This is a genomic window from Amorphus sp. MBR-141 (assembly GCF_053628695.1).
In genome coordinates this window covers 64099-84323 of record NZ_JBRJGW010000012.1, presented here as the reverse complement: position 1 = coordinate 84323, position 20225 = coordinate 64099, and the positions used below count along the sequence as shown (strand labels likewise).

Below are 20225 nucleotides of genomic sequence, written 5' to 3'. Positions count from 1 at the left end.
CGTCCCTCGGACGAACTCCGGCTGGTGCTGCTCGACTGCGACGGCACCCTCGTCGACAGCCAGCACATCATCGTCGCCGCCATGGAGCACGCGTTCCGGGCGGAAGGTCTGGTGCCGCCGCCGCGCGCGGCCATTCTCGGCATCGTCGGGCTGTCGCTGCCCCAGGCGATCGGGCAGCTGGTCGGCCCGGACTTCGTCGGCTCCGTGCCCCTCGTCGTCGAGGCCTACAAGGCATCCTTCCGCGACCTGCGGTCCGACGCCGCCCACCACGAGCCGCTCTACCCGGACGTCGCGCGCGTGCTCGATGACCTCGCCGCCCGCGACGACACGCTGCTCGGCATGGTGACCGGCAAGTCGCGGCGCGGCGTTGACGCGATCATCGAGCGGTTCGGCCTGGACCGCCACTTCGCCACCCTTCAGACCGCCGACGACGCCCCCTCCAAGCCCCACCCGGGCATGATCTTCCGCGCCCTGACGGAGACCGGCGCGGACCCGGCTGCCACCGTGATGATCGGCGACACCACCTTCGACATGCAGATGGCGAAATCGGCGGGCGTCTCGGCGCTCGGGGTCTCGTGGGGCTATCATCCGGTCGAGACGCTCGTGCCCGCCGGCGCCGACCGCATCATCGACAGCTTCGCGGACGTGCCCGGCGCGGTCGCGGAGCTTCTCAGCGAAAGGACGGCTCGATGACCGCCGACCAGACCCCGCCCGCCGCCAACGATCCCGTCGGGCTCGCCCGCAAGATGATGCGGCCGGAACTCCCGAAGCGCTTCTACCAGAGCGTCGGAACACGCGCCGTGGAGAGCGGCTTCGAGATCGTCCTCGACGGCCGGCCGGTGCGCACGCCGAAGCGGCGGCCGCTGGCCGTGGCGGACGCCGACGTCGCCGCTGTGGTCGCGGCCGAATGGGACGCCCAGCAGACCGAGATCAACCCGGCGCACATGCCGATGACCCGCCTCCTCAACTCCGCCATCGACGGCGTGGCGGACATGCCGGATGCGGTCGCCGCCGACATCGCCGCCTTCGCCGGGACGGACCTGCTCTGCTACCGCGCCGGCATGCCCGACGGCCTCGTCGCCCGCCAGACGGAGGCCTGGGATCCGATCCTCGCGTGGGCGGAGACGACGCTCGGCACCCGCTTCGTGCTGGCCGAAGGCGTCATGCCGGTCGCCCAGCCCGAGACGACGCTCGCCGCCGTCCGCGACCGCCTGCCGGCGCACGATCCGCTCGCCCTCGCCGCCCTGCATTCGATGACCACGCTGACGGGCTCGGTCCTGATCGCCCTGGCGGTGCAGGACGGCATGCTGACCGTCGACGAGGCGTGGGCGGCGGCCCACGTCGACGAGGACTGGAACATCTCCCTCTGGGGTGCCGACGCGGAGGCGATGCGCCGCCGCGAACGCCGCGAAATCGAGATGCGGACGGCGGCTTTGCTGCTGTCGCGGACGGGGCCGGCCGGCCCGGCATGATCGGCGCGTCAACGGCTGGCGTCGATTAGACGGATGCGCTAAGCCACTTAGCAAAATCAACCCACTCGGTTGGTGTGCTCGGAGCCGTTTCGTGTCCGTCAGGAGCGTTCGCCTGGTCGGGAAGCGCTCGAAGCGGCGGGTTGCGACCGGCCGAACCCGGGAACCGTCGTCAGCGCCCGCAGGGTGCACGCCGATCCCGGCATCACAGATGAGAGCGCCTCGTCACCATCGGCCGCCATGTCGATCGGGACGGGGCAGAGGCAAGCGGGTGCACGCATTATGGCAAAGGTCCTGGTCCTTGGTGGCGATGGTTTCTGTGGTTGGCCGACCAGCCTTTATCTGTCGAACCGGGGCCACGACGTGGTCATCGTCGACAACCTCTCCCGCCGAAAGATCGACGTCGAGCTCGAGGTCGAATCGCTGACGCCGATCCGGCCGCTGGGCGAGCGGCTGCGCGTCTGGAAGGAACTCACCGGCAAGAGCATCCGCCACGAATCGTTTTCCGTCGGAGAGCACTACCACCGGCTGCTGACCCTGCTGCAGACCGAAAAGCCCGACGTGGTCATCCACTTCGCCGAGCAGCGCGCCGCGCCCTATTCCATGAAGTCGCCGCACCACAAGCGCTACACGGTGCGCAACAATCTCTGCGCCACCCACGACGTGCTCTGCGCCATCGTGGAATCCGGCCTGGACGTGCACCTGGTCCATCTCGGCACCATGGGCGTCTACGGCTACGGCACCGCCGGCATGAAGATCCCGGAAGGCTATCTGCAGATCAAGATCGACACCGGCAACGACCTGATCGATCACGAGATCCTCTATCCGGCCAATCCCGGCTCGGTCTACCACATGACCAAGACCCAGGATCAGCTGTTCTTCCACTATTACAACAAGAACGACGGGGTGAAGATCACCGACCTGCATCAGGGCATCGTCTGGGGGACGCAGACCGACGAAACCTCGATGGACGAACGGCTGATCAACCGCTTCGACTACGACGGCGACTACGGCACCGTGCTCAACCGGTTCCTCATGCAGGCCGCGATCGGCTACCCGCTGACGGTGCACGGCACCGGCGGACAGACCCGCGCCTTCATCCACATCCGCGACACCTGCAAGTGCATCGAGCTGGCGATCGACAACCCGCCCCAGGCCGGCGAGCGCGTCAACATCCTCAACCAGATGACCGAGACCCACCGGATCCGGAAGCTGGCCGAGATGATCTCGGAGATGACCGACGTCCCCGTCGAGTTCGTTCCCAATCCGCGCAACGAGGCCGAGGAGAACGACCTCCACGTCACCAACGACCGCTTTCTCGGCATGGGGCTGTCGCCGATCACCCTGGAGAAGGGCCTGATGGCGGAGGTCACCGACATCGCGCGGACCTATGCGGACCGCTGCGACCGGACGAAGATCCCGTGCGTATCGAGCTGGCGCCGCAAGGAGCCCGTCGTCTATCCGAAGGCCGTCTGAGCCCGAAGCGACGTTCGGCACGGTCCGGTCCGTTGCGGAATTGACTTTCGATCTCAGACACCTGGCGCCCGTTCCTCGCATCGGCTGAGCGGGCGCATTCCGCGTCAGGAGCGATCTCACCGCGTCATGGACTCCGTCGACGATCGTCAGCCGGATCGGGAGCCCCGATCCATCGAACGCTATATCGGTCGCGAAGTCCGCCGCCAGCGGCGTCGGCTGCAGATGACGCTCGCGGACCTCGCCCAGGCGACGGGCCTGTCGCCGGGCATGGTCTCGAAGATCGAGAACGGGCAGATCTCCCCGTCGCTGTCGACGCTGACGACGCTCGCCAGCGCGCTCAACCTTCCGCTGTCGGCGTTCTTCCGCTCCTTCGAGGAAAGCCGCGACGTCTCCTACGTGCCGGCCGGCCGCGGGCTGGAGATCGACCGGCGCGGCACCCGGGCCGGTCACACCTACCAGCTGCTCGGCCACATGATCCGCTCGAGCGTGTCGGTCGAGCCCTACCTGATCACGCTCACCGAACGGTCGGCGATGTTCACCGAGTTCCAGCATGAAGGGGTGGAGTTCATCTACATGCTGGAGGGCGAGGTCACCTACCGGCACGGCGACCGGTCCTTCCAGCTGGTGGCGGGCGACTCGCTGTTCTTCGATGCGATCGCCCCCCACGGCCCGGCCGAGCTCCTGACGGCCGAGGCGCGCTACCTGTCGATCATCGCGTCACCCGGAGACGGTTGAGCGGCCACCCGCCAACATGGCTTTGCGGGTCGGCTCCAGATTGCCTACAAGGCGGCAGCATCCGCTTGAGCCCAAGCCCCCACCGTCCGTCGTTTCGGCGCGGTGTCCTCCCCATGCGTAGGATGCGGAGACCGTCTCCGCATCGCCGAGCGAACCGACAATGTTCCCACCTGACGCCAGCGCCAGACCGGCCTCCCGGTTCGCGGCCTTCCGCCATCGCAGCTTCGCCCTCTACTGGGCGGCGCGGTTCAGCTCGACCTTCGCCGTGCAGGTGGTCAGCGTGTCGGTGGGCTGGCAGGTCTACGACATCACCCGCAATCCGCTCGACCTCGGCTTCGTCGGACTGCTGCAGTTCCTCCCGGCGCTGCTGCTGGTGTTCGTCACCGGCGCCGCGGCCGATCGCTACAAGCGGCGCTCGATCATGGCGATCGCCGCCGCCACCGAGGCCGTCTGCGCGATCTTCCTGATCGTCTACACCCTGCGCGGCGCCGGCAGCGTCCTGCCGGTCTTCGCTGCGCTCTTGGTGTTCGGCAGTGCCCGCGCCTTCTTCAATCCGGCCCAGAGCTCGCTGGTCGTCAACCTGATCCCGCAGTCCGACCTCGCCAACGCCATCGCCTGGAATTCATCCGCCTGGCAGGTGGCCGCCATCGTCGGGCCGGTCGCCGGCGGCCTGCTCTACGGCGTCGGACCGCTTGCCGCCTACGGTACGGCGGCCGCCATGTTCCTGGCCGCGACCTGCCTCGTGCTGATGATCCGCCAACCGGACCAGAAGACCGTGAAGACTCCTGTCAGCTGGTCGGAGGTGGTCGCCGGTCTCAGCTACATCCGCCGCGAGAAGGTGGTGCTGGGCGCGATCTCGCTCGATCTCTTCGCCGTTCTGCTGGGCGGCGCGACGGCGCTGCTGCCGGTCTATGCCCGCGACATCCTCGATCTCGGGCCGTGGGGGCTGGGCCTGCTGCGCTCGGCCCCGGGCGTCGGCGCGGTGTGCATCGCCGTGTTCCTGGCCATGCGCCCGATCCGCACCCATGCCGGCATGATGATGTTCATCTGCGTCTTCGGGTTCGGCGCGTTCGCCGTGGTGTTCGGGCTTTCCAAGACGGTCTGGGTGTCGATCGTGGCGCTCGCGATGATGGGCGCCCTCGACATGGTGAGCGTGTTCGTCCGCGAGACGCTGATCCAGCTGTGGACGCCGGACGACGTCCGCGGACGGGTGAACGCCGTCAACATGGTGTTCGTCGGCGCCTCCAACGAGCTCGGCGAATTCCGCGCCGGCGTCATGGCCGCGCTGATCGGAACCGTTGCGGCGGTGGCCGTCGGCGGGGTGGGAACGATGGCGATCGCCGCCATCTGGGCGAAGGCCTTCCCGGACCTGCGCCGCATCCAGCACCTGGACAGCCGGGACTGAGACGTTCCCGCCAAGGGCTGTCCGGCCGCCAAGCGCCTCAGCAGTCCAGCGTCGCGCCGCGCTCCCAGTCGGTCAGGTGGCGGGAGTAGTCGTTCCACTCGGCCATCTTCATCTTCACGTAGGAGGCCGAGAAGTCGGCGCCGAGCCGGCCCTTCAGCGTCCCGTCCGCATCGAAGGCGCGGATCGCGTCGAGGAGGTAGAGCGGCAGCCGGCGCGCCTCCACCGAGCCGCCGTCGGTGTACATGTTGACGTCCAGCAGCGGCTCGCCGGGGTCGGCGTCGGTCGCCGCGCCCTCCAGTCCCGCCGCCAGCAGCGCCGCCTGCAGCAGATACGGGTTGGCGGCGCCGTCGGGGAGCCGGAACTCGAACCGGCCGGGATCGGGAATGCGGACCATATGGGTGCGGTTGTTGCCGGTCCAGGTGACCGCATTCGGCGACCAGGTGGCGCCCGACGCCGTCACCGCCGCGTTGATGCGCTTGTAGCTGTTGACCGTCGGATTGGTCAGCGCGCAGATCGCCTCGGCGTGCTTGAGCAGTCCGCCGACGAAGGAAAGCGCCAGGCTCGACAGGCCGAGCGGATGGGCGTCGCCCTCGAACAGGTTGGTCTTGCCGTCGAGGCTCCAGATCGAGACGTGGGAGTGGCAGCCGTTGCCCGTCAGGTGGGTGAACGGCTTGGGCATGAAGGTCGCCCTCAGGCCGTGCTTCTCGGCGATCGACTTCACCATGAACTTGAAGAAGGCATGGCGGTCGGCCGTCACCAGCGCGTCGGCGAAGTCCCAGTTCATCTCGAACTGGCCGTTGGCGTCCTCGTGGTCGTTCTGGTACGGCCCCCAGCCGAGCGCGATCATCGCGTCGCAGATCTCCGACACCACCTCGTAGCGGCGCATGATCGCCGACTGGTCGTAGCAGGGCTTGGCGTCGACATCGCGCGGATCGGAGAGGTTGCGGCCGCTCTCGTCGATGAGGTGATATTCGGCCTCGATGCCGGCCTTCATCCGCATGCCCTGCTCCGCCGCCGCGGCGATGAGGGTCTTCAGCACCCCGCGCGGCGCCTGGGCGACCGGCTTGCCGGCCATCACCAGGTCGCTGGCGACCCAGGCCACGTCCGGGTTCCACGGCAGCTGGATCGCGGTGGAGGCGTCCGGCACGGCGAACATGTCCGGGTCGGCCGGCGACATGTCGAGATAGGTTGCGAAGCCTGCGAACCCCGCCCCGTTCTTCTCCACCATGCCGATGGCGGTTGCCGGCACCAGCTTGGAGCGCTGCACGCCGCGGAGATCGGTGAAGTTGATGAGGAAGTACTTCACGCCCGTCTCGCGGGCGAAGTCGGCGAGATCGCTCATGGCAGCGGGTCCCTTCTGGAAGTGACGGTGGTGTTCTGGAGCACGGTTCTTGGCGGTCGGCCGGACTGCCCGGCCATGCAGGATCCGGGCCGACGGGTCAGAAATTCTGTCCGGGAATCCAGCCGGTCCCGGCGAGCGGCACCCGGGCCATGGCGGCCGCCTCGATGGTCAGCGCCTGCAGGTCTTCCGGCTCGAGATTGTGGACGTGGCTCTTGCCGCAGGCCCGGGCGATGGTCTGCGCCTCCAGCGTCAGCACCCGGAGATAGTTGGCGAGCCGCTTGCCGCCGGCGACCGGATCGAGCCGCGCTTCCAGCTCGGGATCCTGGGTGGTGATGCCGGCCGGGTCGCGCCCCGCCTGCCAGTCGTCGTAGAAGCCGGGCGCGGTGCCCAGCTTCTCGTATTCCTCGGCGAGCTCCGGGCGGTTGTCGCCCAGCGCGATGAGCGCGGCCGTGCCGATCGACACGGCGTCGGCGCCGAGCGCGATCGCCTTGGCCACGTCGGCGCCGGTGCGGATGCCGCCGGAGACGATGAGCTGGACGCCGCGCCGGTGCACGCCGAGCTCCTTCAGCGCATCGCTGGCGAGCCGGACGGCGGGGAGCGTCGGGATGCCCACATGCTCGATGAAGCACTCCTGGGTGGCCCCCGTGCCGCCCTGCATGCCGTCGACGACGATGACGTCGGCGCCGGACTTCACCGCCAGCAGCGTGTCGTAGTAGGTGCGCGAGGCGCCGACCTTCACGTAGATGGGCTTCTCCCAGCCGGTCAGCTCGCGCAGCTCCTCGATCTTGATCTCCAGGTCGTCCGGCCCGGTCCAGTCCGGGTGGCGGCAGGCCGAGCGCTGGTCGATGTCCTCCGGCAGCGTGCGCATCTCGGCGACGCGCGGCGAGATCTTCTGGCCGAGCAGCATGCCGCCGCCGCCGGGCTTGGCGCCCTGCCCGATCACCACCTCGATGGCGTCCGCCTTGCGCAGGTGATCGGGGTTCATGCCGTAGCGGGACGGCAGCAGCTGGTAGACGAGCTTGTTGGAGTGGCCGCGCTCCTCGTCGGTCATGCCGCCGTCACCCGTCGTGGTCGAGGTGCCGACCTCGTTGGCGCCGCGCCCGAGCGCCTCCTTGGCGTGGGCCGACAGCGACCCGAAGCTCATGCCCGCGATGGTGATCGGGATCTGCAGATGCAGCGGCTTGCTGGCGAAGCGCGAACCGAGCACGACATCGGTGCCGCAGCGTTCGCGATATCCTTCAAGCGGATAGCGCGACATGCTCGCACCGAGAAAGACGAGATCGTCGAAATGGGGCACCGCCCGCTTCGCGCCGAAGCCGCGGATCTTGTAGATGCCTTCCCGCGCCGCGCGCTGGATCTCGTGGATCGCGGCGCGGTCGAAGATGTGGGATTCCCGCAAGTGGGGCGCTGGCTTGGTCATCTTCGGTCCTTCCGGAGCAGTCCGGCGATCGCCGGCCGATGAAACGTGTGCGAGGACGGTCGGTGCGCGACGCGGCGGGGCGTCAGTAGGCGCCGACGTTGTCGATCTTGAAGTTGTAGAGGGTACGGGCCGAGCCGTAGCGGCGGAACCTGGCCGGATCGGCATCGATCCCGGCGCGGGCGAGAAGCTCACCGACCTTGGCCACGTCGTCCGCGGACATCTCCTGCTCGACGCAGTCGGCGCCGAGCGTGCCGGTCTTGCCGGCGACGTAGATCACCGCCTCGTAGAGGGAATCGCCGAGCCCGTCCTCGGCGTCGCCGCAGATCACCAGATGCCCGGCCTGGGCCATGAACGCCGAGTTGTGGCCGACGGAGCCTTTGACGACGATGTCGATGCCCTTCATCGAGATGCCGCAGCGCGCCGAGGCGCTGCCCTCGATGACCAGCAGGCCGCCGTGGCCGGTGGCGCCGGCCGACTGGCTGGCGTCGCCCTTCACCCGCACCAGGCCGGACATCATGTTCTCGGCCACGCCGACGCCGGCGTTGCCGTGGACGGTGACCGTCGCGTTCTGGTTCATGCCGGCGCAGTAGTAGCCGACGTGGCCGTTCAGCGTGACGGCGATGGGCGCGGTCAGGCCGCAGGCGAGCGCGTGGCGGCCGCCCGGATGCTGCACCTCGAAGGCGGCGTTGGACCCGGCCGCCTGCCCCTGCAGGCGGGCGTTCAGCTCACGGGTCGTGGTGGAGGCGAGATCGATGGCTTCCATGGTTTCAGGCGCGTCCCCAGCTGTAGACGGTGGCCGGCTTCGGCTCCCAGACGGTCGCCGCGTCGATGCCCGGCAGGCCGGCCAGCGCCCGGAACTCCGAGGCCATCGCCACCCAGTCGTCGGTCTCGGCCATCACGGCCGGCTTGCAGGCCACCGGATCGCGCAGCACGGCGAAGCCGTCCCGGGTGCCGATGGCGAAGGTGTAGAAGCCGTCGAGGTCCTTCAGCGCCGCCTCGAGCGCCTCCGACAGGCTCGCCCCCTCCGACATGCGCCAGGTGAGATAGGCGGCAGCGACCTCGGAATCGTTGTCGGTCTGGAAGGCGATGCCCTTGTGGGCCGACAGGTACTCGCGCAGCCCGTTGTGGTTGGACAGCGAGCCGTTGTGGACGAGGCAGAGGTCCTCGCCGGTGTTGAACGGATGCGCGCCCTCGGTGGAGACGGCGCTTTCCGTCGCCATGCGGGTGTGGCCGACCGCGTGGCTGCCGGCCATCGAGCCGATGTGGAAGCGCTCGAGCACCTGCTTCGGCAGGCCGACGTCCTTGTAGATCTCCAGCGACGTGCCGGCGCTCATCACCCGCACGTCGGGGTAGGCGGCGAACAGCGCATCGCGCAGCGCCATCGCGGAGGCGCCGCCGGACAGGATCGCGTGGTTGGCGACCGGCTCGACGGAAACCGCCTCACCGACCTTCGCGGCAAGGCCGGCCGCAATGTCGTCCCAGGTGAAATCCGGGTCAGGATGATATGCGACCACCTTCGGCTCGGGCGCCGAAGCCTCGCGATACACCGCGACGCCGGCGGAGTCCGGACCGCGGTCCGACATCTCGGTGAGCATGGGCGAAAACAGGGCTCCGAGCTCGGGCCGGAGCGCAGGATTCTTGAGATAGAGGCCGACGATGCCGCACATGGTGACGCGCCTTGCTGGTGTGCGTGAAGCTGGTGGCGCACACAAGCATATTGCCCCTTAGGACACAAGATTTCCTGAGAGGAAATTTTGTGCGCACCCGCGCGCACCGGTCCGCGCGCTGCACCAAACTGCGCATTCGTGCGCTTTTGCGCACTTTCGGCGCGCCGGAACGCAAAACGGCTGCGCTGGGGTGCGCAGCCGCGATCGACGGTCTGGAAGGGTCGCGCCGGTCTTCGACCGGCCGGCGGATCAATCGTAGAGATCGGCGCCGAAACGGTAGGTGATGCCGATGCCCACCGAGAACTGATCCTCGCTGCCGGCCTGCACCACCGGCGAATCGGCGATGTCACCGATGTAGCGGCTGTAGTCGGCCTGCAGGTGCAGCTTCACGGTCTCGGTCCAGCTGTAGCTGACCAGCGCGCCGATGCCGACGTCGGTGAAGCCGCCCGAGGGGTTGTAGGCGGAGAACTGGGAACTCGCCGCTTCGCTGTTGCTGACGCCGAAGTAGGTCTCGACGTACTCGTCGTTGGCGAAGCCGACCCGCGGGCCGGCGGAGACCTGGATGCGGTCGAACGGGTTCAGCACCAGGTCGACACCGGCCTCGCCGACGATGCCGTTGTGGCCGGTGATGCCATAGCGCGCCTCGACGAAGCCGCGGACCATGCCGTAGCGGTAGGCGACGCCCGGGCCGAGTTCGAAGGCGAAGTCGACGTCGTCCATGCCCTTCAGGTAGGACGCGTCGTCGGACGAGCGCGAGCCGACGAAGTTGATCGACGGGTAGAGCGAGAACGCCTTGGTCGGCGCCGACACCACCTCGCCGAACACCGGCAGACGGAGGTAGCTCACTGCGAACAGCGGATACGGCAGCACGATGTAGTCGTCGGAACTGGCGAACTTCGGCTGCACGCGGGCGCCGACGCCGAGATCGAACACGATGTCCTTCGTGCCGGCCTGCTCGGTGGTCAGCTTGTCGTCGGCGAACGCCGCCGGGCTGGCCGACACGACGAGGAGCGAGGCAAGCAGGAGAGAGGATTTACGCATCACAGCAGCACTTCCGGTTCGCATTCGGCAATCGCACGCATATCAGGACCTGGCTGGCCCGGCGAAGGCTGGACCATTGGGCCAATATATGCCCGTCAACCCATGCGTTTGCCAGTCTCGTCGGGGTCGATACGCAACGTAGTGTGGCGACGATGCATTTATGCATCGCTAATGTGCCCCCGGAAATCCTAGGCCGCGTAGGTGAGCAGCAGGTCTTTGGCATCGATGGCCGCACCCGCCGCGACGAGCACTTCCGCCACCGTGCCCGCGCGCTCGGCGTGCAGCGTGGTCTCCATCTTCATCGCCTCGATCGACAGCAGCACGTCGCCGGCGGCCACGGTCTGCCCGGGCTTCACCGCAAGGGTGGCGATCACGCCGGGCATCGGCGCCGCCACATGGTCGGCGTTGCCCTCCTCCGCCTTGCGCTTCGCCCCCGCCGCCGCGCCGCCGTGGGCGCGGTCCGGCACGCGAATCGTCCGCGGCTGGCCGTTCAGCTCGAAGAACACCCGCACCTTGCCCTCGTCGTCGACCTCGCCGATCGCCAGGCAGCGCACCACCAGCGTCTTGCCCGGCTCCAGCTCGATCATCGCCTCCTCGCCGACCGCCAGCCCGTAGAAGTAGGTGGGCGTCGGAAGCACGTCGGTCGGCCCGTAGGTCGCCTCGGCCTTGGCGAACTCGGCGAACACCTTGGGATACATGAGATAACTGGCGAGATCCGCATCGCTGATGGGGCGGCCGGCCTTCTCGGCCGCGTCCTCGCGGGCAGCATCGAGGTCGGCGGGCGCCAGCAGCGCGCCGGGACGCTCGGTGATCGGCGCCTCGCCCTTGAGCACCTTCTTCTGCAGCGCTTCCGGAAAGCCGTTCGGCGGCTGTCCGAGATCGCCGCGGAAGAACTGGATGACCGAATCGGGGAACGCCACCTCGCGGGCCGGATCGGCGACCTGCTCGGGCGTCAGGTCCGAGGCCACCATCGCCAGCGCCATGTCGCCGACCACCTTCGACGACGGCGTCACCTTGACGATGTCGCCGAACATCTGGTTGACCGCGGCATAGGCCTTGGCGACGTCGTGCCAGCGATGCTCGAGGCCCAGCGCGCGCGCCTGTTCCTTCAGGTTGGTGAACTGGCCGCCCGGCATCTCGTGCAGGTAGACCTCGGAGGCCGGCGCCTTCAGGTCGGCCTCGAACGCCGCATACTGGTTGCGCACCGCCTCCCAGAAGAACGAGATCCGGCGGATCGCGTCGGCGTCGAGCCCGGGATCGCGGGGGCTGCGGGCAAGTGCGGCCACCACCGAGCCCAGGCACGGCTGCGAAGTCAGGCCCGACAGCGCGTCGGTGGCGGCATCGATGGCATCGACGCCGGCATCGACGGCGGCCAGCAGCGTCGCGGCGGAGGCCCCGGACGTATCATGGGTATGGAGGTGGATCGGCTTGTCGGTGACCTCCCTGAGCGCCTTCACCAGCACGGTGGCGGCGGCGGGCTTCAGGAGCCCCGCCATGTCCTTGATGGCGATGACGTGGCAGCCGGCCGCATCGAGGTCCTCGGCGAGCTTCAGATAATAGGCGAGATCGTAGGTGGGCCGGGACGGGTCGAGGAGATCGCCCGTGTAGCAGATCGTGCCCTCGGCGATCTTGTCGGCCTCGCGGACGGCGTCGATCGCCACCCGCATGTTCTCCACCCAGTTCAGCGAATCGAAGATGCGGAACAGGTCGACGCCGCCTTCGGCCGCCTGCTTGATGAAGAACCGCACCGCGTTGTCGGGATAGCTGGTGTAGCCGACCCCGTTGGCGCCGCGCAGCAGCATCTGCAGCAGGATGTTCGGCGCCGCCTCGCGGATCCGCGCGAGTCTCACCCACGGATCCTCGGTGAGGAAGCGCATGGCGACGTCGAAGGTCGCCCCGCCCCAGCATTCCAGCGACAGGAGCTGTGGCAGCCCCCGCGCGTAAGCCTTTGCGCCCTCAGCCAGATCGAACGTCCGCATACGGGTCGCCAGCAGCGACTGGTGGGCATCGCGCAGCGTCGTGTCGGTGATCAGCACGCGCTCCTGCTCGCGCATCCAACGGGCGAACGCCTCCGGCCCGCCCCGGTCCAGGCGCTGCCTGGTGCCGGCCGGCGGCTCGCCCGGAAACTGCGGCAGCACCGGCTGGGCCGCCCGGGGATCCGGCTGCGGTCGGGTGCGGACTTCCGGATGGCCGTTGACGGTCACGTCGGCCAGGTAGGTCAGGAGCTTGGTCGCCCGGTCGCGGCGGCCCACCTGCTCGAACAGGCTCTGGGTCTCGTCGATGAAGCGGGTCGTGTAGCTCGCCGACAGGAACGTCGGGTGCGAGATGACGGCTTCCAGGAAGGTCAGGTTCGTCGCCACCCCGCGGATGCGGAACTCGCGCAGCGCCCGGTCGATCCGGTGGGCCGCTTCCTCCGGCGACGGCGCCCAGGCCGTCACCTTTTCCAGCAGCGGGTCGTAGAAGCGGGTGATCACCGCGCCGGAATAGGCGGTGCCGCCGTCGAGGCGGATGCCGAAGCCGGTGGCGCCGCGATAGGCGGTGATGCGGCCGTAGTCCGGGATGAAGTTCGCCTCCGGATCCTCGGTGGTGATCCGGCACTGGATGGCGTGGCCGTTGAGCGCGATTCCCTCCTGGCGCGGCACGCCGGAGGCCGGATCGCCGATCCGCTCGCCGTCGGCGATGTGGATCTGCGCCTTGACGATGTCGATGCCGGTGACCTCCTCGGTCACCGTGTGCTCGACCTGGATGCGCGGATTGACCTCGATGAAGTAGACGGCGCCGGTGTCGGCATCCATCAGGAACTCGACCGTGCCGGCACCCCGGTAGCCGACGGCCCGGCCGATCGACAGCGCGTAGTCGGTCAACAGCGCCCGGGTGCCCTCATCCACGTACGGCGCCGGCGCCCGCTCGACGACCTTCTGGTGGCGGCGCTGGACGGTGCAGTCGCGCTCGAACAGGTGGACGAGGCCGCCGAAGGCATCGCCGAGGATCTGCACCTCGACGTGGCGGGCGCGCTCGACCAGCTTTTCCAGGTAGACCTCGTCACGGCCGAAGGCGGCCTTCGCCTCGCGCTTCGCCGTGGTCACCTCGCCCACCAGCGCCGCCGGATCGGTGACGACGCGCATGCCGCGGCCGCCGCCGCCCCAGGACGCCTTCACCATCACCGGGAAGCCGATCTCGTCGGCCAGCCGGCGGATCTCGTCCGGATCGTCGGGCAGCGGCACGGTCGCCGGCATCACCGGAACGCCGGCCTCCACCGCGATCTCGCGGGCCGAGACCTTGTCGCCCAGCGCCCGCATGGTGTCGGGGCTCGGGCCGATGAAGATCAGCCCGGCGGTGGCGCAGGCCTCGGCGAAGTCGGGGTTTTCCGACAGGAACCCGTAGCCCGGATGGACGGCATCGACGCCGGATTCCACCGCCACGCGGATGACGTCCTCGATGTCGAGATAGGCCTCGATCGGCCCCTTGCCGCGCCCGACCTGGTAGGCCTCGTCTGCCTTGAAGCGGTGCAGCGCGAGCTTGTCCTCCTCGGCGAAGATGGCGACGGTCCGCAGTCCCAGCTCGTTGGCGGCCCGGAACACGCGGATGGCGATCTCGGACCGGTTGGCGACCAGGATCTTGGAAATGGCCATCGTCACATCACCCCTTCACGAGACATCACTGTGTGCGCCGCAACAATAACGGCGGCACAGGACGACGCAACGGGTACCGCCGACCGCGGCCGCAGCGATGGACCGGTCAGGCGGCGGTCGACGCCGAACGCAGGGGGATCTGCGCCGTCGGCCCGAACAGCGCTTCGAACCGCGCGCGCAGCGCGACGTCGAGATCGGGCATCGTGGCCGGAATGCCGAGATCCTCGAGGCTGGTGACGCCGTGCTCGCGGACGCCGCAGGCGACGATGCCGTCATAGTGATCGAGGTCCGGATCGACGTTGAGGGCGACGCCGTGAAACGTCACCCAGCGGCGCACGCGGATGCCGATGGCGGCAATCTTGTCCTCGACGGCCGCACCCTTGTCGGGCCGCCGCACCCAGACGCCGACCCGGTCGGCGCGGCGCTCGCCGCGCACGTGGAACTCCCACAGGGCGTCGATCAGCCACTGCTCGAGTCCGTAGACGAAGGCGCGGACGTCCTTCCTGCGCCGCGACAGGTCGAGCATCACATAGGCCACCCGCTGGCCGGGCCCGTGGTAGGTGAACTGGCCGCCGCGGCCCGTGGTGTGGACCGGAAAGCGGTCCGGCGCGACGAGGTCCTCCAGGCGGGCGCTGGTGCCGGCGGTGTAGAGTGGAGGGTGCTCGACCAGCCAGACGCGCTCGGCGGCACGGCCCTCGGCGATCGCCGCGGCGCGCGCCTCCATCTCGGCCAGCGCGTCCGCGTAGGCGGTGAGGCCGTCCGCGATCACCCACTCCACCGGCGGCGCGTCGGCGTCCGCCGTCAGTCCCTCCAGCAACGCGTCCGCGCCGTCGCCCAGGCTCCGCATTTCGATACTCACCCACAGGAAGTTTGCGATCTCATCATGGGGATCGCGCGGCTTGCTTGAAACCCCCTTCCCGATTTGTTACATGCCGTCTCGCTCATCGGTGCCGGTCACGTCCGCGCCCGTCGAGTTGAGTGCGGTCGTGGCGGAATTGGTAGACGCGCAGCGTTGAGGTCGCTGTGGGGCAACCCGTGGAAGTTCGAGTCTTCTCGACCGCACCATTTTTCTTTTGATCCTTCGATCCCGGCGAGCCGATCGCAACCGACCAGAGGCGTCCTCGACCTCCGGCGCAGGGACCCATGCTCATGGACATGCCCTGGAACGACCGCGCCGGTCGGGTCAGCGCGTTGCGGATCGCGGCGCTGCTGCTGATCGTGCTTCCGGCGCTCATCCTCGCGATCGATGCCGCCACCGGCGGACTGGGAGCCAAGCCCCTCACCGAGGCCATCCACCGGACCGGCGACTGGGCGGTCCGTCTGCTGCTGGTGACGCTTGCGGTGACCCCGCTCAGGCGCATCGGCGGCTGGGGCCGGCTGGTCATCGTGCGCCGGCTGCTGGGGCTGGCGGCCTTCGGCTACGCGCTCGCCCACCTTACCCTCTACGCCGCCGACCAGAACTGGAATCCGCTGCGGGTCATCACCGAGATCGTCTCGCGGATCTACCTCACCGTCGGCTTCGTGACGCTGGCGGGCCTGGCCGTGCTCGCCGCCACCTCGACCGATGCCGCGATCCGGCGGATGGGCAGCCGATGGCACAAGCTCCACCAGATCGCCTACGGACTGACCGCGCTGGCGATCCTGCATTTCTTCATGCAGTCGAAGATTGACGCCTGGCAGGCGGCCCTGATGATGGGCTTCTGGCTGCTGCTGATGGGCTGGCGCCTTGCCCACAAGCTCGGCAGGTCGCTCGCGTCGCCGCTGACGCTCGCCGCCGTTGCCGTGCTCGCCGCCCTGGCCACCGCCCTCCTCGAGGCCGTCTGGTACGGCGTCTCCACCCGCGTGCCGTGGCAGGCGATCCTGTCGGCCAACCTCAGCCTCGACCCGTCGCCGAGACCCGCCGTCTGGGTGCTGGTCGTCGGGCTGGCGGCGGCGCTCCTGCCGCTGCGGCGCGGAATCGCGACGCGGCGCGCGGCGCCGGCCCGCTCCTGAATATTCAAATCGATCACGTTTCCCGAATTCAATTCGTCAGGATCCGGAATACTCGCGATCTCGACAGAGACGGGGATCAGTGATCACATTGATCCTGTCGTCACCGCAGTCACACACACCGAGGCGTGCAATGATCGTGCGCGATGCGACCGAGGACGATCTCCCCGGCATTCTTGCCATCTACAACGACGCCGTGCTGACCACCACGTCGATCTGGAACGGGACGCCGGTCGACCTGGAGAATCGCCGCTCCTGGCTGAAGGATCGTCAGGCGGCGGGCTTCCCCGTCCTTGTGGCCGTCGACGACGGCACCGTGCTCGCCTACGCGACCTTCGGCCCCTTCCGCCCCCACGAGGGCTATCGCCACACGGCGGAAAACTCCGTCTACGTCCACCGCGAGGCGCGGGGGCGCGGCATCGGCCGTGCCATCATGGTTCCGCTGATCGCGCGCGCCCGGCAGGCCGGCATCCATGTGCTGATCGGCGCCGTGGAAGCGGAGAACACTGCCTCGCTGCGGCTGCACCACAGCCTCGGGTTCACCGACGGCGGACGCCTCGCCGAGGTCGGCACCAAATTCGGCCGCTGGCTCGACCTGGTCTTCGTGCAGCTTCGGCTGGATGACGTCCCGCACTGAGCGCACGCTCCGAACGCGGCCCGCGCGGCAGCGGGCCGGTCGGGCATGGCGGGCGGACGCGGGCCGGATCGCCGCCGCCCCCGCGCCCACCGGATCCGTGCGGTCAGCCGCTACCCCTGCAGAAAATACGGGCGCGACTTGATCTGGAGAAGCACGACGGGTGCGGCCATAAGCACCGCGCCGATCAGGAACGACACGATGAGGGCGAAGGCGTCGAGCGTCCCGTCCGCGGCCGCCTGGAAATAGCAGACAATGCCGATCGGATAAAAGAGCACCAGCGCGGTCAGTAGGCCGGGGGAGAACCGGCCGCGGGCGCGCACGAACGGCAGCACGTGAAAGAAGGTGGCGTTGATCAGCATCAGCGCCGGGAAGCCGAGGGCAATGGCAGGTGATGCCTCGGCGAGATTGGCGGCGGCGATTCCGAGGACGATGACGATCGCGTTGACGACGTAGAAGTCCGGCCATTCCACCGGAAGCCCAATGACGGCGCGGGCCCAGTTGCGCCAGTCGAGCTGGTATTCCTCGAGGATGTGGACGGCGTAGGCGGCGGTGGCGAGCCAGAGGAGCGAAGAGAGCGGCATGGTTATCTCGATGCGCACGACACGGTCGGCTTGACCGCGCCGCATTCTAGCAAATCGCGGACAATGCCTTCACCAGATTCAATGATGTCATCGGACGTATTGCCGGACGGATCGAAACCTGCCCCGGCTACTGCTTGACATCATCGAAGCGCGGCAGGGCGTTGTCCGGAACGGCGAGATAGTCGCAGGTTTCCTGGGGGTCAGCGAGATCGCCCAACGAACCATCCGCGTTGACGCGCCAGTAGCGCATCCGGCCCGGACGGGCGGCCTCGAACACAGATTGCGCCATCTCCAGATCCTCCCTGCTCCACGCCTCGAACGCGACCACTGGGGCATTCACGTCTGACAAAAGAGCAGACGCGCCGCGAAGCACGGACGGCTCATAGCCTTCCACGTCGATTTTCAGGAACCGCGGCGCACCGTAGCGTTCGCAGAGGGAATCCAGGGTTTGCGTCTTCACCAGAACCGCCTGTGCACCTTCCATCGGAACGAAGCTGGCGCGATCTAGCATGGCAGGAACATAGAACGTGAGTTCCCCCTCCTCATGCGACGCCCCGATATTGAGCAGTTCGACATTGGGAAGCCCACCGAACGACCGCTGCAGGTACGAAAAGGTCCTCGGCGACGGCTCAAGGGCGACCACAAGTCCAGCCGCGCCGGTCAGATGCGCGAAGAATGCGGTCGTGTATCCGACATTAGCCCCTACGTCGAAGACCGTATCGCCCGGTAGGACAATCTGCCTGAAGAGAGTGTCGAGCCCCGCCTGCTGGGGGATGCGCAGGCTTCGAAACAAGCCGATGAAGACCGTCTCCCGGAGGTCGGCGCGCAGCGGTGTGGGGAATTCCGCCATCTGAAGCTGAAAGTCCTGCAGCGCCGGATCCCGCCGCGCCGCGAACTGCAGAAGGCGCGCGTATCCTCTCGGAAGACGCCGAGAGAGATCCAGCAGGATGCGGCTTTGCAGCTTCATCGCGGTCCGTCGTGCTCCATCAGGAGGCAAGCCTCACTGCCAATGTCCCCGGCCCCGCGACCGATTCCAACGTCGACGGTCACCGGCCATCACGATGTAAGGGCCGAACCAGCGGCTTCGCCGTCGGGCGAACTGTACCGGCAGACGACAGCGCCTCCTACGCAATTCCTGGCCACCGTTCAGCCCACGGTGGGCGTCTTTTCCACTTCAGGTGATTTCGCTCGGGCGCGGGATGGTCTAACAGTCTCGCGTCGTGCGCTGCAGGCGCGTCCGCTCCGATCGAAACGGTGCTGCAGCGCAACGATCCAAGCCAGAGATCGTTAGTCCTGCACTTCGACCGGGAAAGTGTCGTCCCCTTTTGCTCGAAGTGGTCTAAAACGCGGGAATCCACCCGCTTTCCCCGCCGTTGGCCGAAACACGACCCGCAGGGTCGCCCAGGAAGGGTCGCGCGACATGGCAGACGCCGCCGAGCCAGAGGTCCAGACCGACGTGCGCCCCGCGTTTCGCAACGAGGAGGGGCACCTCGACGCTGACTATCTGGGTTCGGTGGAGGCCGCGCTCGACGCCGGCGATCGGACGCGGCTGGAGGAACTGACAGAGGACCTGCACGAGGTCGACGTCGCCGAGCTGCTGACCGCGCTCGCCCCCGACAACCGCGTGCGGTTCGTCGCGTCGCTGGGCACCGACTTCGACTACACCGCGCTCACCGAAGTCGAAGAGCCGATCCGGCTGCAGATCCTCGCCAACCTGCCGCCGGACACGGTGGCCAAGGGGCTGGCTGCGCTGGATTCCGACGACGCGGTCTACATTCTCGAAGACCTCGAGGAGGACGAGAAGCAGGCGATCCTGGCGCGACTGCCGTTCGCCAAGCGGCACCGCCTCGCCCGCTCGCTGGACTATCCGGAAGAGACCGCCGGCCGGCGCATGCAGTCCGACTTCGTCGCGCTGCCGCCGTTCTGGTCGGTCGGCCAGGTCATCGACGCGCTGCGCGAAGAGGACGACCTGCCGGACTCGTTCTACCAGATCTTCGTGGTCGACCCGGCGTTCCGGCTGCTCGGCACGGTGGCGCTCGACAAGCTGCTGCGCACGCCGCGCACCACGCGCGTCTCGGAGATCATGCACGAGGCGCATCACACGGTGCGCGCCACCGACGACCAGGAAGACGTCGCCCGGCTGTTCCAGCGCTACAACCTGGTCTCGTCGGCGGTCGTCGACGAAAGCGCGCGGCTGGTCGGCGTGCTGACCATCGACGACATCGTCGACATCATCGAGGAAGAGGCGGAAGAGGATATCCGCTATCTGACCGGTGCCGGTGACGCGGAGCTCTCCGACACCGTCTACTACACGGCGCGCACGCGCATCCCGTGGCTGCTCATCAACATGGCGACCTCGTTCCTGGCCGCCTCGGTGATCGCGCTGTTCGACGGCACCATCCAGGAGATGGTGGCGCTGGCGATCCTGATGCCGATCGTCGCTTCGATCGGCGGCAACGCCGGCATCCAGGCGATGACCGTCACGGTGCGGGCGATCGCCTCGCGCTCCATCACCAGCCGCAACACCGCCCGGGTGATCGGCCGCGAGGTGCTGGTGGCGCTCGCCAACGGCAGCATCATCGCGGTGATCGTCGGCCTCGTCGCGGGCTTCTGGTTCCAGAACCCGGACCTCGGGGTGGTGATCGCCAGCGCGCTGGTGTTCAATGTATTCTGCGCCGGCTTCTTCGGGGTGGTCACGCCGATCCTGCTCGACAAGGCCGGCGCCGATCCGGCGGTCGCCTCGAGCGTGTTCCTGACCACCCTCACCGACGTGATCGGCTTCCTGGCCTTCCTCGGCCTCGCCGCCTGGTGGTTCGGGATCTTCTGAGCGG

17 protein-coding genes and 1 tRNA gene are annotated in these 20225 nt (G+C 68.2%); 9 read left to right on the top strand and 9 right to left on the bottom strand.

Annotation, left to right across the window (positions count from 1 at the left end; all coding sequences use genetic code 11):
- Nucleotides 1–21 precede the first annotated feature (21 nt).
- From ACSSVZ_RS16680 to ACSSVZ_RS16660, 5 genes are all read left to right on the top strand, one after another.
- Nucleotides 22–693 (top strand): HAD-IA family hydrolase, encoded by a 672-nt coding sequence (locus ACSSVZ_RS16680; protein ID WP_453971914.1) that lies wholly within the window; start codon nt 22–24, stop codon nt 691–693.
- Nucleotides 690–1472, top strand: a complete 783-nt coding sequence (locus ACSSVZ_RS16675) for an ATP12 family chaperone protein (RefSeq protein WP_453971788.1) — start codon at nt 690–692, stop codon at nt 1470–1472. The genes ACSSVZ_RS16680 and ACSSVZ_RS16675 overlap by 4 nt, the downstream gene beginning before the upstream one ends.
- Before the next feature lie 279 nt (nt 1473–1751).
- Entirely contained in the window at nt 1752–2945 is a 1194-nt protein-coding gene (locus ACSSVZ_RS16670; RefSeq protein WP_453971787.1) for an NAD-dependent epimerase/dehydratase family protein, read from the top strand.
- Nucleotides 2946–3071: 126 nt separating this feature from the next.
- Nucleotides 3072–3680, top strand: coding sequence for a helix-turn-helix domain-containing protein (locus tag ACSSVZ_RS16665; protein ID WP_453971786.1), 609 nt, complete (start codon nt 3072–3074; stop codon nt 3678–3680).
- A 160-nt stretch (nt 3681–3840) separates the two neighbouring features.
- On the top strand, nt 3841–5085 hold the full coding sequence (locus ACSSVZ_RS16660) for an MFS transporter (RefSeq protein ID WP_453971785.1): 1245 nt from the start codon (nt 3841–3843) through the stop codon (nt 5083–5085).
- 37 nt (nt 5086–5122) lie between these two features.
- Here the strand turns inward: ACSSVZ_RS16660 and glnT are convergent, their stop codons facing one another.
- The 7 genes from glnT to lipB all read right to left on the bottom strand — a co-directional run bounded on the left by glnT (nt 5123) and on the right by lipB (nt 15034).
- A complete protein-coding gene (gene glnT / locus ACSSVZ_RS16655; protein WP_453971784.1) occupies nt 5123–6427 on the bottom strand; it encodes a type III glutamate--ammonia ligase in 1305 nt (434 codons plus the stop codon).
- 97 nt (nt 6428–6524) lie between these two features.
- Nucleotides 6525–7847, bottom strand: a complete 1323-nt coding sequence (locus ACSSVZ_RS16650) for an FMN-binding glutamate synthase family protein (RefSeq protein WP_453971783.1) — start codon at nt 7845–7847, stop codon at nt 6525–6527.
- An 82-nt stretch (nt 7848–7929) separates the two neighbouring features.
- The gene (locus ACSSVZ_RS16645; protein ID WP_453971782.1) at nt 7930–8610 is read right to left on the bottom strand and encodes a GltB/FmdC/FwdC-like GXGXG domain-containing protein; all 681 of its coding nucleotides are present in this window, start codon (nt 8608–8610) and stop codon (nt 7930–7932) included.
- Between the two features lie 4 nt (nt 8611–8614).
- Entirely contained in the window at nt 8615–9514 is a 900-nt protein-coding gene (locus tag ACSSVZ_RS16640; RefSeq protein WP_453971781.1) for a class II glutamine amidotransferase, read from the bottom strand.
- Nucleotides 9515–9763: 249 nt separating this feature from the next.
- The gene (locus tag ACSSVZ_RS16635) at nt 9764–10555 is read right to left on the bottom strand and encodes a MipA/OmpV family protein (RefSeq protein WP_453971780.1); all 792 of its coding nucleotides are present in this window, start codon (nt 10553–10555) and stop codon (nt 9764–9766) included.
- Between the two features lie 188 nt (nt 10556–10743).
- Nucleotides 10744–14187 (bottom strand): pyruvate carboxylase, encoded by a 3444-nt coding sequence (gene pyc / locus ACSSVZ_RS16630; RefSeq protein WP_453971779.1) that lies wholly within the window; start codon nt 14185–14187, stop codon nt 10744–10746.
- 106 nt (nt 14188–14293) lie between these two features.
- Entirely contained in the window at nt 14294–15034 is a 741-nt protein-coding gene (lipB, locus tag ACSSVZ_RS16625; protein ID WP_453971778.1) for a lipoyl(octanoyl) transferase LipB, read from the bottom strand.
- A gap of 133 nt (nt 15035–15167) precedes the next feature.
- On the opposite strand from lipB, the gene ACSSVZ_RS16620 reads away from it, so the two are divergent.
- The 3 genes from ACSSVZ_RS16620 to ACSSVZ_RS16610 all read left to right on the top strand — a co-directional run bounded on the left by ACSSVZ_RS16620 (nt 15168) and on the right by ACSSVZ_RS16610 (nt 16813).
- Nucleotides 15168–15252, top strand: a tRNA-Leu gene (locus ACSSVZ_RS16620).
- An 84-nt stretch (nt 15253–15336) separates the two neighbouring features.
- Nucleotides 15337–16179 carry a sulfite oxidase heme-binding subunit YedZ gene (locus ACSSVZ_RS16615; RefSeq protein ID WP_453971777.1) on the top strand — a complete coding sequence of 281 codons (843 nt, stop codon included), beginning with the start codon at nt 15337–15339 and terminating at the stop codon, nt 16177–16179.
- Nucleotides 16180–16309: 130 nt separating this feature from the next.
- Nucleotides 16310–16813 (top strand): N-acetyltransferase family protein, encoded by a 504-nt coding sequence (locus ACSSVZ_RS16610; RefSeq protein WP_453971776.1) that lies wholly within the window; start codon nt 16310–16312, stop codon nt 16811–16813.
- 110 nt (nt 16814–16923) lie between these two features.
- Here ACSSVZ_RS16610 and ACSSVZ_RS16605 read toward each other — a convergent pair whose 3' ends face one another.
- Both ACSSVZ_RS16605 and ACSSVZ_RS16600 read right to left on the bottom strand, forming a co-directional pair.
- Nucleotides 16924–17394 (bottom strand): HXXEE domain-containing protein, encoded by a 471-nt coding sequence (locus ACSSVZ_RS16605; protein ID WP_453971775.1) that lies wholly within the window; start codon nt 17392–17394, stop codon nt 16924–16926.
- Nucleotides 17395–17521: 127 nt separating this feature from the next.
- On the bottom strand, nt 17522–18361 hold the full coding sequence (locus tag ACSSVZ_RS16600) for an FkbM family methyltransferase (protein ID WP_453971774.1): 840 nt from the start codon (nt 18359–18361) through the stop codon (nt 17522–17524).
- Between the two features lie 453 nt (nt 18362–18814).
- Here ACSSVZ_RS16600 and mgtE point away from each other — a divergent pair, with 453 nt between their 5' ends.
- Complete coding sequence (gene mgtE, locus ACSSVZ_RS16595; RefSeq protein ID WP_453971773.1) at nt 18815–20221, top strand: magnesium transporter; 1407 nt, start codon at nt 18815–18817, stop codon at nt 20219–20221.
- Nucleotides 20222–20225 lie beyond the last annotated feature (4 nt).

Coding starts and splice junctions, on each gene's coding strand:
- ACSSVZ_RS16675 (WP_453971788.1), top strand. CDS start 690: ATGACCGCCGACCAGACCCCGCCCGCCGCCAACGATCCCGTCGGGCTC.
- mgtE (WP_453971773.1), top strand. CDS start 18,815: ATGGCAGACGCCGCCGAGCCAGAGGTCCAGACCGACGTGCGCCCCGCG.
- lipB (WP_453971778.1), bottom strand. CDS start 15,034: ATGCGGAGCCTGGGCGACGGCGCGGACGCGTTGCTGGAGGGACTGACG.
- pyc (WP_453971779.1), bottom strand. CDS start 14,187: ATGGCCATTTCCAAGATCCTGGTCGCCAACCGGTCCGAGATCGCCATC.
- ACSSVZ_RS16645 (WP_453971782.1), bottom strand. CDS start 8,610: ATGGAAGCCATCGATCTCGCCTCCACCACGACCCGTGAGCTGAACGCC.
- ACSSVZ_RS16650 (WP_453971783.1), bottom strand. CDS start 7,847: ATGACCAAGCCAGCGCCCCACTTGCGGGAATCCCACATCTTCGACCGC.
- ACSSVZ_RS16660 (WP_453971785.1), top strand. CDS start 3,841: ATGTTCCCACCTGACGCCAGCGCCAGACCGGCCTCCCGGTTCGCGGCC.
- ACSSVZ_RS16665 (WP_453971786.1), top strand. CDS start 3,072: ATGGACTCCGTCGACGATCGTCAGCCGGATCGGGAGCCCCGATCCATC.
- ACSSVZ_RS16670 (WP_453971787.1), top strand. CDS start 1,752: ATGGCAAAGGTCCTGGTCCTTGGTGGCGATGGTTTCTGTGGTTGGCCG.
- ACSSVZ_RS16605 (WP_453971775.1), bottom strand. CDS start 17,394: ATGCCGCTCTCTTCGCTCCTCTGGCTCGCCACCGCCGCCTACGCCGTC.
- ACSSVZ_RS16600 (WP_453971774.1), bottom strand. CDS start 18,361: ATGAAGCTGCAAAGCCGCATCCTGCTGGATCTCTCTCGGCGTCTTCCG.
- glnT (WP_453971784.1), bottom strand. CDS start 6,427: ATGAGCGATCTCGCCGACTTCGCCCGCGAGACGGGCGTGAAGTACTTC.
- ACSSVZ_RS16610 (WP_453971776.1), top strand. CDS start 16,310: ATGATCGTGCGCGATGCGACCGAGGACGATCTCCCCGGCATTCTTGCC.
- ACSSVZ_RS16635 (WP_453971780.1), bottom strand. CDS start 10,555: ATGCGTAAATCCTCTCTCCTGCTTGCCTCGCTCCTCGTCGTGTCGGCC.
- ACSSVZ_RS16640 (WP_453971781.1), bottom strand. CDS start 9,514: ATGTGCGGCATCGTCGGCCTCTATCTCAAGAATCCTGCGCTCCGGCCC.
- ACSSVZ_RS16615 (WP_453971777.1), top strand. CDS start 15,337: ATGGACATGCCCTGGAACGACCGCGCCGGTCGGGTCAGCGCGTTGCGG.